The sequence below is a fragment of the Paenibacillus sp. ICGEB2008 genome (assembly GCF_000307675.1).
Taxonomy (GTDB): domain Bacteria; phylum Bacillota; class Bacilli; order Paenibacillales; family Paenibacillaceae; genus Paenibacillus; species Paenibacillus polymyxa.
Window position 1 is genome coordinate 215620 of sequence record NZ_AMQU01000016.1, and the last position, 13655, is coordinate 229274.

Below are 13655 nucleotides of genomic sequence, written 5' to 3' on the forward strand. Positions count from 1 at the left end.
TTAGGGGGAGCAAGTATGAAATCAGATAAAATTTCAGAGGCTGTCGTACGGAGATTACCCGTATATTTACGTTATCTGAATGCACTGCACAAACGGGAGGTGGCTACGGTCTCTTCTCAAGAGCTGGGACAGAGGTTAGATTTGAATCCGGCCCAAATTCGTAAAGATCTTGCCTATTTTGGCGATTTTGGTCGGAAGGGCATCGGTTACGATGTTTCTTATCTAATTGAGAAAATACGCCATATCCTGAAAATCGACCAGCAAATTAATGTAGTATTGGTCGGAGCGGGTAATCTGGGTCAAGCCCTATCGAACTATAATGCTTATTTAAAAGACAATATGAAGATTGTGGCGGTTTTTGATGCGTTCCCGGATAAGGTTGGGACCAGAATCAATACTTTGGTCGTACAGCCGATGGATGAACTGGAAGCGACTGTGAAAGAAAAAAATATACGAATCGGGATTATTACTGTACCTGATTTTGAGGCACAGCACGTAGCTGATAGGCTGATTGAGAGTGGAATTGGAGCGATTTTGAACTTTGCACCTATCATTCTTAAGGCACCGGCTAACATTCGGATACATGCCACAGACTTTACAACTGATTTGCTTAGCCTCGCTTATTATCTGGAGGACGGAAAGGAAGAAGCACAATATGACAGTGAATAAATGGATGATTAAAAACGGCTCGTTTGCCGTGAATGGACCCGAGGCTGGGGTAATCCATGGTTTTATGATTGTGGAGGATAGCCGTATTACTTACATTGGCGAGACTTTGCCTGCGGGTGAGGAAGAGACAGAAGCAATCGACGGCAAGGGGTTATTGTTTTTACCTGGTCTGATCAATACTCATGGTCATGCGGCGATGTCTCTGCTGCGAGGGTATGGAGATGATTTGGCACTTCAAGTGTGGCTTCAGGAAAAAATGTGGCCTATGGAAGCCAAGTTTACATCTACGGATGTGTACTGGGGAACTTCTTTGTCAGTGCTGGAAATGCTGAAAGGTGGAACCACGACTTTCCTGGATATGTACGATCATATGGATGAGGTGGCTCGTGTAGCTGAAGAGTCGGGCATTCGTGCAAGCTTGATGCGTGGAGCCATTGGACTCTGTTCAGAAGAAGAACAGCGGATTAAGCTAGCTGAGGCCGTGACTTTTGCGCGTAACTGGCATGGAAAAGCAGACGGACGTATCACAACAATGATGTCTCCTCATGCCCCATACACATGCCCGCCTGCGTTTATTGAGAAATTTGTTCAAGCAGCACATGATCTCGATTTACCATTGCATACGCACATGTCCGAGACGATCGCCGAAGTTGAACAAAACGTACGCGACTACGGCTTGCGTCCAGTTGCACACTTAGATAAGCTTGGCTTTTTCTCCCGTCCTTCACTTGTTGCCCACGGCGTTCACTTGAACGACGAAGAAATAGCTTTATTGGCGGAACGGGGTGTGGCGGTATCGCATAATCCAGGCAGCAACTTGAAGCTGGCAAGTGGTGTAGCTAGAGTGCCTGAATTGCTGCGTGCAGGAGTTACTGTTTCACTTGGAACAGATGGTCCTGCCAGCAATAATAACTTGGATATGTTCGAGGAAATGCGTCTGGCGGCACTCATTCACAAGGGAGTATCTGGCGACCCAACGGCAGTTCCTGCAAATGAAGCACTACGTCTGGCAACAGAGTATGGTGCAAAGTCGATTGGTTTAAAAGAGGTAGGAGCGCTGGCGGCAGGCAATAAGGCTGACTTTATCGCGCTAGATCTGGATCAGGCCCATTTCTTGCCGCGTACAGATCTTATTTCGCATGCCGTATACTCTGCAAGTGCCAAAGACGTGGCTCATGTGTGGGTAGACGGCCGTCAGATTGTGAAAAATGGCGAATGCCTGACGATGGACGAGGAACGTATCAAACATGAGGCACAAGCCGCCTTTGAAGGGCTGCTGTCGCGCTAATTTAGGTGTCACATCCCCTTAGAGAGGAAGCACAGGTTTGAAAAATAAGAAGAAATGGATAGCGGTCGCCATTTTGGCCGTAATACTGATCCTGGTCAGCATTTTCTGGTATTATTCGTATGTTACTCAAGACCAGGTGGCTGAGAAAAATGCCGCTATCATGAAGGCCAAGCAATCAGGTGGTCTGGTTAGCACGACTCAGACATGGAAGTCTGTGTGGGATCAGATATATTGGGTAGTTCAAGGAAAAAACGCACAGAATGAAAATATAATGGTGTGGGTTCCTTTTCAAAAAATGGAGGGGCAACCTAACATACCTGCCGCAGATCCAAGTGGTGTTCATACCGAGCTGATGAAAAACGGAGTCGACGAGCAAAAAATGACAGCAATAATTCAGCAGCAACTTCCAAATGCAAAAATTGTAAGGCTCCAACCGAGTGTGTTCAATGGCGAATATGTATGGCAACTGTTTTACGATGATGAAAGCCATCACAACTATACCTTTTACCGTTTCTCAGATGGAGCATCGACGGGGATAAAGTATACTTTGCCTAATTACTAGCGCGATGTTAAGAGTGTGGATTTGTGGCTTGGGAGTACCCAAGAGCGTTAGGAGCGCTGCGTATTCCATTTGATCTTACGATCGCTTCGCTTCTTCAGATTCAAGTGTTCCACTCCGCTGGCTGACAACCATGGGGCCATTCCAAATAACTTTTATACTCAGTCTATATAGCTTGGAATGATTGAAAGTAATAAAAAAAAGACGCAAATACGATCTAATTCGTATTTGCGTCTTTTTACTTATTGCTCCGCAAAGCTGGACTAAAAGCCAGAAGCATCTTTTTGCCTTATCACAACTCCTCCACACATTGCCTTCGATATTAGATTTACGTTATGATATACTATATTTTATAAGTGATAGACAAAAATGATAGATAAATGAGTTGCTGATCATTATAAGATCATGCAATTTGGTTGTTTGTTGACATTCGTCCCGTTTCTTCTGGGTTTTACATTTTGAGAGGAGGATGTTGTTTGAAATTGCGTGCAGTTCCTATTGTTGTGGCGGCCGTTTTGGCAGCCTTGTTAATGTTTGGAGGATGGTTCATTTACCGTCAGGTTACAATGCAAAGTCCTCTGGAAAAACTGGTATCTCAATATCCAGGCGTGACAAGCGCTCAAATAGATATTAAACAGGATCAGGTGGTATTGAAACTAGATCTCAAACCGCAGGCGGATGTGGCCGGATTAGTCGATGTGGTTAAGCAAAAAGGCCAATCCATCATTGGCAGCCGCACCATTAAGCTGGATATCGCAGATCGTTCCAATTCAGCACTGAATCAATGGTGGTCTGAGGCTATGTTTCCTGTAGCCGAAGCGATGGAAAATAAAAAGTATACTCAAATTTCATCTACAGTTGAGCAGATGAAAAAGAAAAAGACAGGTATCAAGGCTGATACCGATATGGATTCGAACAATGTCTATATCCGACTCAGCGAAGGCAATGCGACGAAGTTTATCGTTTTGCCACGTCAATCTCAGCAAATGGGGGTATGGCCTAATGCCTAGATGGATCAAGGAAATATTAATCGGTATTGTGCCGGTGGCCATTATATTTCTCGTTTTTATTGGGGTGAACATTATCCCTCTTCTTGTTGCAGGCGTGATGCTCAGTGGCTTGTTAATGCTCATGCATGCTCGTGGCGGCTTGGCCGTAGGTGCCGGGCAAGAGCGCAAACGTAAAAAAAATGGTCCGGACAAGCTGACTTTTGAGGAAATTGGTGGACAAGAAAGCGCTAAACAGGAATTGCGTGAAGCCTTGGATTTTTTGAATCGTCATGATGAAATTTCCAAGTTTGGCATTCGTCCATTGAAAGGCGTTTTGCTTACAGGCCTCCGGGAACAGGGAAAACGCTGATGGCGAAAGCAGCTGCACACTATACTAATTCTGTGTTTGTTGCAGCTTCAGGCAGTGAATTTGTTGAAATGTACGTAGGTGTTGGTGCAGGTCGTGTCCGTGAGTTGTTTAGGGAGGCTCGCACTCGTGCAGCCAAGGAAAAGAAAGAAAATGCAATCATTTTTATTGACGAGATTGATGTTATTGGCGGTAAGCGTGAGGGTGGACAGCAACGAGAATATGATCAGACTTTGAATCAGTTGCTGACAGAAATGGATGGCATTTATTCGGCAGATACGCCGCGGATATTGCTCATTGCGGCAACAAACCGCAAAGAAATGCTGGACAGCGCCTTAACGCGCCCAGGACGTTTTGACCGTCATATTCAAGTAGATTTGCCTGATAAGAAGGGCCGTCTTCATATCCTTAAAATTCATGCCAAAAACAAACCGATCCAGGAAGATGCTAATTTGGACAAAATTGCAGAGGAGTCTTACGGTTTTTCCGGTGCACAGTTGGAGAGCGTCATGAATGAAGCAGCCATTTATGCAATGAGACAGGATCAGCAAATGATTGCGCAAAGTCATCTGTCCATGGCAATTGACAAGGTGATGATGGGTGAGAAAACAGACCGAGAATCGACATTCGAAGAGAAAAAACGTGTAGCGATTCACGAGCTGGGACATGCTATTATGGCTGAAATCGTCCGTCCTGGTAGTGTAAGTCAAGTGGCGCTCAGCCCGCGTGGGAAAGCGCTCGGTTACGTGCGTCACAACCCACAGCAAGAGCATTATTTATATACCAAGCAGTACCTGGAGGAGCAAATTATGATCTCGCTCGCAGGGGCTACAGCAGAAGAAATGTACTACGGCGGTCGAAGTACTGGTTCAAGTAATGATTTTGAGCAGGCACTGAACATCGTTCATACGATGATGACTTCCGGTTTGACTTCTCTTGGGATTATTAATATGGAAATGGTTACAAAAGAGGAACTCATGCGGGAAAATGGCGAGATTATGAATGACCTGCATAACCGCACTTTGGAGTTGTTGGAAAAGCATCGTCCTGTGTTCGACAATTCTCTTGACATCTTGATGAAGGAAGAAACGCTGTCCGGAGATCAATTTAGATGTCAATTTAGTGAAAATGCTTTATTACCAGCATAATTTTTTATGCTGGTTATTTTTTTTTACTTTTAGTCCGTGCTAAGATATTATTATCTATTGGGACATAAACATGTATTTTTCGACAAAGAAGGATACAATATATGAGAGTGACCAGGAAAGGGTGGAGTTAAGAACCATGCAATTTAAAAAAATCGGCGTCATTGGCGGCGGCACCATGGGACAAGGTATTTCTGAAATGCTTGCGTCCAAAGGAATCGATGTGCTGCTAGTAGAGCAGACACCAGAAAAACTAGACTACGCTTATAATATGATTGAAACAAGTCTAGATAAGCAACTGGAAAAGTGGGCAATTACCCAAGCAGAGAAAAAACTGATTTTATCTCGCATTGAAAAAGTATCCCATCTGGCGGAGCTCGCTAGCTGTGATATGGTCATTGAAACCATTACAGAGAATCTGGATGAGAAGAAAGTTGTTTTCCAAGAGTTGGATCATGTATGTCCAAGCAACATCATCCTTGCAAGTAATACATCCACGCTGAGCCTGACCGAGCTTGCCAGCTCGACCAAGTATCCCGAGCGTGTTATTGGTATGCACTTTATTTATCCAGTATCCCGTATTGATCTTGTAGAAATTATTCGTGGTTTGAAAACTTCAGATGATACCTTTGAAAACACGAAAATGTTCGTGGAAGAAATCGTGGAGAAAAAAGGAGTCATGATTTATGAATCTCCTGGCTTTGTAACTAGCCGGATTATCTGTCTGCTGATTAACGAAGCAGCTCATGTACTTCAAGAGGGCGTAGCTTCTGCGGAAGATATCGACGATGCTATGCGTATCGGCTACAACTTCCAAAACGGTCCTTTGGAAATGGCTGACCGCTTTGGTCTGGATTCCGTTTTGGCGGCTCTGGAGCGGATGTTCCGTGAATTTGGCGAACTGAAATACCGTCCGTCCATCGTCCTGAAGAAAATGGTACGTGCAGGTAATCTGGGCGTGAAATCGGGCGAAGGCTTCTTTAAGTATGACAAGGATGGTGACCGGATATGAAAATCCTCGTAATCAACGCAGGGAGTTCTTCCCTGAAATACCAATTGTATGATATGACGGACGAGTCCGTTTTGGCAAAAGGATTGGTAGAGCGCATCGGTATGGACTCTTCGATTCTGACGCATAAACCAACCAATAAGGAAGAATACACTGAAGTTAGCGAAATTTTGGAGCATACTACTGCCATCCGTAAAGTGCTGAATGCACTCACAGACGCAGAGCATGGTGTTATCTCCAGCATTAGCGAAATTCAGGCTGTGGGCCATCGTGTGGTTCATGGAGGCGAAATTTTCAAACAGTCAGCGCTCGTAACTCCTGAAGCGAAGAGTGAAATCCGTCGCTTGTTCGACCTGGCTCCACTGCATAACCCAGCATCCATGATGGGGATTAAAGCGGCTGAATTGAATATGCCAGAAGTACCGCAAGTTGTGGTATTTGATACTTCGTTCCATCAAACCATGCCAGAAAAAGCTTATATGTACGCCATACCGAGAGTGTTGTACAATAAGTATAAGGTTCGTCGTTACGGTGCACACGGCACTTCCCATGACTTTGTAAGTAAGGAAGCTGCCAAATTTGTCGGCCGTCCTTTGGAAGACTTGAAGATCATCACTTGCCATATCGGTAATGGTGGTAGTGTAACAGCAGTTCAAGGCGGTTTGTCTGTAGATACTTCCATGGGTATGACTCCACTGGAAGGACTTATGATGGGTACTCGTAGTGGTGATTTGGACCCAGCAATCGTGCCTTATGTCATGAACAAAGAAGAATTGACTGTCAATGAAGTCAATTCCATGCTGAACAAGCATAGTGGACTTCTAGCTATTTCTGGTATCAGCAGTGATATGCGTGAAATCACTGAAGGTATGGAAAAAGGCGAAGCTAATTCTACATTGGCATTTGAAATGTATGAATACCGTCTGCGCAAGTATATTGGTTCGTATGCTGCCGCAATGAACGGAGTAGACGTAATTGTATTTACAGCAGGCGTAGGCGAGAACTCCATCGTTCTGCGTAAGAGAGTGTTGGAACAACTGACATTCCTCGGTATCGAGCTGGATGAATCATTGAACGCTATTCGTTCTGGCGAGATTCGCCGGATTACAACTGCAAATTCAAAGGTAGAAGTACTGATCATTCCAACAAACGAAGAACTGGTAATTGCCCGTGACACGTTCCGTCTGGTTCAGTAGTTCGGTCCGTAAGTGTAAACTTTATACATGTGGAACTATGGTTTAAGTACCACATGCACCAAACAGCGAGAGCAAACAGCCTAACCCAAGGGGAAGGGCTGTTTGATTTTCGGTTCAAGGAGAGAGACGGTCATGACAAATAAAAGTACGATTGCCCAAGTGGGTCGCCATGTAGGGGAAACGGTTACAATTGGCGCTTGGGTAAACAATAAGCGGTCTAGCGGTAAAATTCAGTTCCTGCAACTACGTGATGGTAGCGGGTATATTCAAGGGGTTATCGTAAAAAGCGAAGTGTCTGAGGATATTTGGAATGACGCCAAATCCCTGACACAAGAAAGCTCCCTTTATGTAACTGGAATCGTGCGAGAGGAGCCGCGCAGTCAATCGGGCTATGAATTAACGGTTACAGGTATTGAAATCATTCATTTGACCGAAAACTACCCGATTACCCCAAAAGAGCACGGTGTAGATTTCCTGATGGATCATCGCCATTTGTGGCTGCGTTCCGCCAAGCAACGTGCAGTACTGATTATCCGGGCGGAAATTATCCGTGCTGTACAGGAATTTTTCAACGGCAACGGTTTTACGAAGGTAGACCCGCCTATTTTGACTCCTTCTTCTGCGGAAGGTACAACTGAGTTGTTCCACATCAAATATTTTGACGAGGATGCTTATTTGACACAAAGCGGACAGCTGTACATGGAAGCTGCGGCAATGGCGCTGGGTAAAGTATATTCCTTTGGTCCAACCTTCCGTGCAGAAAAATCCAAAACACGTCGTCACCTGATTGAGTTCTGGATGATCGAGCCTGAAATGGCTTTTGTGGATCACGAAGAATCCTTGCGCGTTCAGGAGCAGTTTGTAAGCCATATCGTGCAGTCTGTTCTGAAAAATTGTGCGAAGGAGCTTGAAGCTATCGGACGCGATGTTTCGAAGCTGGAGCAAATTCAAGGTGAGTTTCCACGGATTACGTACGATGAGGCGATTGCCTTCCTTCAAGGTGAAGGATTCGACATCCCGTGGGGAGAAGACTTCGGTGCTCCTCATGAAACAGCTATTGCCGAAAGATATAACAAGCCTGTGTTCATTACGCATTGGCCGACTCACATTAAAGCATTCTATATGAAACCTGACCCATCCCGCCCAGAGGTTGTTCTGTGTGCCGATATGATCGCTCCTGAAGGTTATGGCGAAATTATCGGGGGTTCCCAACGAATTGACGATCCAGCATTGATGGAAGAACGTTTTAACGAGCATAACCTGGCACGTGAAGCCTACCAATGGTATATGGATCTGCGCACCTATGGTACCGTTCCGCATTCTGGCTTTGGATTGGGACTGGAGCGTACAGTAGCATGGATTTGTGGACTCGATCATGTACGTGAAACGATTCCGTTCCCACGTATGCTGTATCGTTTGTATCCATAATCAATGACAGGATCATTTGATAAGACATCAGCGGCAGATTGGGCGGAGGGAGTAGCCTATGCTATGGAAACCGGAATGGTTCAAATTCCCTACGCTTTGCTCAAGCATTATCGGACGCTTCGGCTGACGGATGGTGAAATGCTGCTACTGATGCAGTTACTTGCATTTAAACAAGCGGAACGTAATGAATTTCCGACATGGGAGCAATTGCAGGCTCGAATTGGGTGCACTGCAAACGAAATCGCGCTTTATTTCAGTAAGCTCATGAAAGAAGGGTTTTTGCGAATAGATTCCGTGGAAGACCGCAGTTCATCCGTCCAATTTGAACGTTATAACTTAGCGGGTCTGTATCGCAAGCTGGCTGAATGTATGATCGCCGAGCGTTCGGAGCAGCACGATGAAGATGACATTTTGTTTGCCGGGAAGCCGGATTTACTGAATGGAGTATCGGAATCTCCACTTACAGAAGAACGAAATTTATTCACAATTTTTGAGAAAGAATTCGGCCGACCATTATCACCGATGGAATATGAGACGATCAGCAGTTGGGTAGATCAGGATCGGTATCCGGAGGAGCTTATTTTGCTGGCCCTGAAGGAAGCGGTGTTTGCTGGGAAGGTACATTTCCGGTATATAGATCGTATTCTGCTAGAGTGGAGCCGAAACCGGGTTCGTAATGCACAGGATGCGAAAGAATATGCCCAGCGATTCCGTGGTGGCGGTCGCAATTAAAGTAGCAAACTGAGCCTTTTAGGTAGTAAATTGATGCGCTATGGCTGTCACATTGAAATGGCGATACATGGACAACGCGGAGTATCGCCTGTGCAACATGTAATGTAGGGCAGAAATTTAAAGTGAGCAAGTAGACTTTAATGATAGAGGACACACCCTTCCGATTTGGAGGGTGTGTCCTTTTTAAATTTTTTTTAGAAATATGCAGGGGAAGAAAAATTCCTGGCGTCTATAGTATTGGGAAGGGGGAGAGCGTCATTGATATAGAGAGAATCATTGAACGAATCCGGTCCGGTGATCGGCAGGCGTTCCGTGAGATCGTAGAGCTGTACAGCAAGCATGTATTTCATGTGGCCTATTCGGTACTGCATGACAGCAAGGAAGCAGAGGATGCCGCGCAGGAGGCGTTCGTTCAGGTGTACAAGTCTCTCCCCCAGTACCGGAACGAAGGGTTTAAAACGTGGCTGAGCCGAATTGCGCTTCATAAAGCGCTGGATATCAAGCGCAAACAAGACAGGCGACCCGCAGAGCTCATAGACGTGGCACAATCCCTTGTGCAGCTCCCTTCCCCGGATGAAGATGTACTGGCCCGTCTCATCCGTGAAGAGCAAACGGTAGAACTATCACAAAAAATCGCCCAGTTGCCCCAGCAGCATCGAGATATTATTCAAGCTTACTATATGCAGGGCAAAACCTACGATCAAATAGCAGAAGAGACGCAGGTAGCTTTAAAAACGGTAGAGTCCAGACTCTATCGGGCACGACTATGGATTCGGAATCACTGGAAGGAGGAGGAATGGCAATGACTGACCAACAGGATAGACCGTGGATGGAAGGGCAAACGAATGACTGGCATGCATACATTACAGGAACTTGTTCGATAGAGGAATCTACCCGACTGGAAAAGCTCTTGTTGGAAGATGAACAAGCGCTGATGCTATATCTTGTCGCACTGGAGCAATTAGAGCCGACATTGGAAGAACACTCTGCCTGGATGGATACGGAGCGCTTCACAGATCAGGTAATGGCCGTTCTTCCTAATATAGAAGCTGAACCGAGTCAAATTATATTCAAAAAACGTCGTTGGTTTGAAAAACCTGTGTTCCACTATGTTATTGCCGCAAGTCTGACGTTGATCTTGCTATCCAGTGGAGCCTTTGACAAAATGATGCCGCAAACAGGCAATAAGCCGGTTCCTTCAAAAGAACGCGTCTCTTACAGTGAAGAAGTCATGCAAGCTACGACAACCTGGCTCGATAAATTAAAGCCCTAAATAAGTTAAGGGTAAGATGAACAAGTTTAAAATCAACCTTCAGTTGGGAATTTTACCAAGATTCCATAAATAGAAAGGAAGTGTAGCGATGCCTTATACGGAACGAAGCAAGCTATTGGCATTTCTATTGAACATCATTCCGGGTGTAGGACACTATTACTGGACCAGAAAAGCCAATGCGTTTGTCTATACGATTTTGTTTTTCGGATGTCTGGCAGGAGGAATATTTTTGTCAGTGATAGCAAGTGACGGAACGCCTTTTTTTGCTAGTATATTTGTTGCTGCCCTTTTATGGGGACTTAGCATGCTGCATATCGTGATTAGCTTGTTACGTTATGATCCTCGTGCTGTCGCTGCTCCATATCCTCCTCATGCAGGTTCTAATCCATATGGCTTCTACTCTCCAAATGGGTCTTATGGACAGACTGGGTTATCAGGAGAGATACCGGAGGGGGCAACAGACACAGGCACCAATACCACGGGGGGAGGTATGGGATCTGGTCCCGGGTATTATCAACAAGGATACTATGGTATGGCAGGATCACCTGCTTTTCAAAAAGGATCGGATAATGAACGATTTTTTACGATTTTGCTGTCATTCATTCCGGGTTTGGGGCACCTTCATTTGGGGCTGATGCAGCGTGGCTTGTCTTTTCTGTTATCCTTCTTTGGCTTTGGCGCGATCCTCATCTTTATTACTAGCATAACGAACGAATCCGGATTTTTGGCGTTTGCAGGCGTGTTGCCGATTATTTGGCTGTATTGCATGTTTGATGCGGTGCAGCATGTACATCGTAAACAAGCTGGAGACATTCTTCAGGACCGGACTTTGTTTGAGGAACTGGAGCATGGAAGAGTTGAGGGACGTCGTAGTAAAATGCTGGCTACCATTTTATCGGTATTTCCCGGTGCCGGACATATGTATATTGGGTTGCAAAAACGTGGACTACAGCTCATGCTACTGTTTTTAGGATTTATCTATATACTGGACGTGCTGCATCTTTCACTCTTTTTGTTTCTAATCCCGGTGGTCTGGTTTTACAGTTTTTTTGATGCATTGCAGCAGGTAAGCCGTTATGGGCAGGAGCAGCTGATCGACAAGCCTGTGATCGGTATGTTTGCTCAATATCATCGCTGGGTAGGCTTGGGACTGCTTCTGCTAGGTGCATACTACATCCTGATTAACGTACTTGTTCCGACACTGGACCGTCTGTTCCCGGATGGACAAATTTACAATTTAGTTGATATGTATTTAAGAACCATTATTGTCTCCCTTCTATTAATTGGCGGCGGTGTTTGGATGATGATCGGTAATTCCAAATTGAAGCGAGCAAAGGAGAAACGATAGAATGGATACTGAATTTTCAAAGAGTGAGGCTTCCTTTAAGGGAGCCCATCACTCTCAGAGCGACGTGACTGGGGCAATAGGTTTATTGGGTACTTCATCCCATAAGAATGGCACCTCCAAGAGCTCAAACGCTCCAACAGGTGTGTGGAAAGTTGGAAGGCTGTCCATGGGGCTTTTTCTGGTACTGCTGGGCGGCGTAACGTTTGCGTCTAAGTTTTGGGGAGCGGGCATACTGGATCAAGCGTTGACGTGGTGGCCTGTCGTGTTTGTTTTGCTGGGACTGGAGATTTTAATGTATACCGCTTGGAAAGGGACACGTGAGCGCATTCGCTATGATCTGTTCAGTATGTTTATTACGGCGATATTGGTTTTTTGTTGTATCGGATTTGCCTTAGTCAGCTCATTGGGCATCACTCCGCAAGTCAGAGAAATGATGAGTTCGGTTCAGGAAACAAGGACTCTCCCAGACTGGCATGAAAAACTCCCTGCCGGAGTGACCAAGGTGATTGTACAGGGAGAAGATCCCTATGCGGTCAAAATTGACGCAACCACCTCACCGGAGGTGCATGTGTTCGGGAATTATATATATACAGGCAATGAGGATGATTTCAAAGGAACGGAGCTGTATCAGACAAAGCAAATTGGAGACACACTATATGTACTTCTCAGCCAGGTTCCCACACGTTTTATGCAGACACATCATCAGCTGGACGTTACCATTGCTGTGCCTGAGGGAATAGCGGTTACTGTGCGTGACAGTCAGGGGAATGTGATTGAAAAATAGAGAGGGCTTCTAGCTTCAGCTTTACATTTTGTATCATTCACGCGATACTTGTTAGGGAAGCCTGAGTTGCACCATGTGACTGGTTATAAATTGTAGTTGCTTACCAGGCGTAACTTGATGATATGCATTCGAAGCGAATGTAGTCGGAAAAGAGGGGAAAAATGATTTCTTTAAATCCTGACACACTTACAGAGCGTGAAAATTATAAGCTGTTGACCGGGAGTATTATCCCAAGGCCAGTAGCGTTTGTAACGACTTTGAGTAGCGAAGGGGTGCTGAATGGTGCTCCGTTCAGTTATTTTTCCATCGTTGCCGCCGAGCCGCCACTGCTGTCTGTATCCGTACAGCGTGTCGATGGAGTTTCTAAAGATACAGCGCGTAATGCGATGGAGCACAATGCTTTTGTCGTACATATTACAGACGAAGACAATGTGGGGGCAGTGAATGTGACGGCTTCTCGTCTGTCGCCGGAGGAGAGTGAGGTTACACTGGCAGGTCTCACCCCAATAAAGAGTACAAAAATTGCAGTTCCCGGTGTGACTGAAGCGAAAATACGTATGGAATGTATTTTGGAGAAGGTGATACCGCTGGGAGGCAAGGAGGACACACCTGCCTGTGACCTATTAATTGGGCGCGTAGTGCAGTATCATTTATCAGAGGAAGCGTACCAAAATACATATGTGATTGCCAAGGAGTTGCGTCCGGTGAGTCGGTTGGCTGGAAACAACTATGCAAAGCTAGGAGAGCAATTCCCGCTGGAACGTCCCCAATAGGGGACGTTGTTTTTTTTACAACATTGAATAAAAGAATTATCAGGCAACGAAATGTTCAGAGAGGATTGTAGGATTTAGAAGAACAATTGTTTAAA

At 45.4% G+C, this 13655-nt stretch carries 13 protein-coding genes and 1 pseudogene; all 14 read left to right on the forward strand.

The window, feature by feature from the left end:
- Window positions 1–15 precede the first annotated feature (15 nt).
- The gene (locus C400_RS0115930) at window positions 16–669 is read left to right on the forward strand and encodes a redox-sensing transcriptional repressor Rex (protein WP_016822178.1); all 654 of its coding nucleotides are present in this window, start codon (window positions 16–18) and stop codon (window positions 667–669) included.
- Window positions 656–1957, forward strand: coding sequence for an amidohydrolase (locus tag C400_RS0115935; protein ID WP_017427563.1), 1302 nt, complete (start codon window positions 656–658; stop codon window positions 1955–1957). The genes C400_RS0115930 and C400_RS0115935 overlap by 14 nt, the downstream gene beginning before the upstream one ends.
- A gap of 37 nt (window positions 1958–1994) precedes the next feature.
- Window positions 1995–2519 carry a cell wall elongation regulator TseB-like domain-containing protein gene (locus C400_RS0115940; RefSeq protein WP_016822176.1) on the forward strand — a complete coding sequence of 175 codons (525 nt, stop codon included), beginning with the start codon at window positions 1995–1997 and terminating at the stop codon, window positions 2517–2519.
- 473 nt (window positions 2520–2992) lie between these two features.
- Window positions 2993–3526, forward strand: coding sequence for a hypothetical protein (locus tag C400_RS0115945; protein WP_016822175.1), 534 nt, complete (start codon window positions 2993–2995; stop codon window positions 3524–3526).
- A pseudogene (locus tag C400_RS0115950) lies at window positions 3519–5020 on the forward strand (AAA family ATPase). Before C400_RS0115945 ends, C400_RS0115950 begins: the two are co-directional and overlap by 8 nt.
- A 136-nt stretch (window positions 5021–5156) precedes the next feature.
- Window positions 5157–6029, forward strand: coding sequence for a 3-hydroxyacyl-CoA dehydrogenase family protein (locus C400_RS0115955; protein WP_013371631.1), 873 nt, complete (start codon window positions 5157–5159; stop codon window positions 6027–6029).
- A complete protein-coding gene (locus C400_RS0115960) occupies window positions 6026–7222 on the forward strand; it encodes an acetate/propionate family kinase (RefSeq protein WP_013371630.1) in 1197 nt (398 codons plus the stop codon). Before C400_RS0115955 ends, C400_RS0115960 begins: the two co-directional genes overlap by 4 nt.
- 132 nt (window positions 7223–7354) lie before the next feature.
- The gene (gene asnS / locus C400_RS0115965; protein ID WP_016822173.1) at window positions 7355–8650 is read left to right on the forward strand and encodes an asparagine--tRNA ligase; all 1296 of its coding nucleotides are present in this window, start codon (window positions 7355–7357) and stop codon (window positions 8648–8650) included.
- Between the two features lie 3 nt (window positions 8651–8653).
- Entirely contained in the window at window positions 8654–9382 is a 729-nt protein-coding gene (locus C400_RS0115970; RefSeq protein WP_016822172.1) for a DnaD domain-containing protein, read from the forward strand.
- Between the two features lie 140 nt (window positions 9383–9522).
- Window positions 9523–10188: an RNA polymerase sigma factor gene (locus C400_RS0115975; protein ID WP_016822171.1), complete on the forward strand. Its 666-nt coding sequence runs from the start codon at window positions 9523–9525 to the stop codon at window positions 10186–10188.
- Window positions 10185–10655: a hypothetical protein gene (locus C400_RS0115980; protein WP_016822170.1), complete on the forward strand. Its 471-nt coding sequence runs from the start codon at window positions 10185–10187 to the stop codon at window positions 10653–10655. Before C400_RS0115975 ends, C400_RS0115980 begins: the two co-directional genes overlap by 4 nt.
- Before the next feature lie 88 nt (window positions 10656–10743).
- Entirely contained in the window at window positions 10744–12003 is a 1260-nt protein-coding gene (locus tag C400_RS0115985) for a hypothetical protein (protein WP_016822169.1), read from the forward strand.
- A 1-nt stretch (window position 12004) separates the two neighbouring features.
- Window positions 12005–12787: a hypothetical protein gene (locus C400_RS0115990; protein ID WP_016822168.1), complete on the forward strand. Its 783-nt coding sequence runs from the start codon at window positions 12005–12007 to the stop codon at window positions 12785–12787.
- 161 nt (window positions 12788–12948) lie between these two features.
- On the forward strand, window positions 12949–13560 hold the full coding sequence (locus C400_RS0115995; RefSeq protein ID WP_016822167.1) for a flavin reductase family protein: 612 nt from the start codon (window positions 12949–12951) through the stop codon (window positions 13558–13560).
- Window positions 13561–13655: the final 95 nt, after the last annotated feature.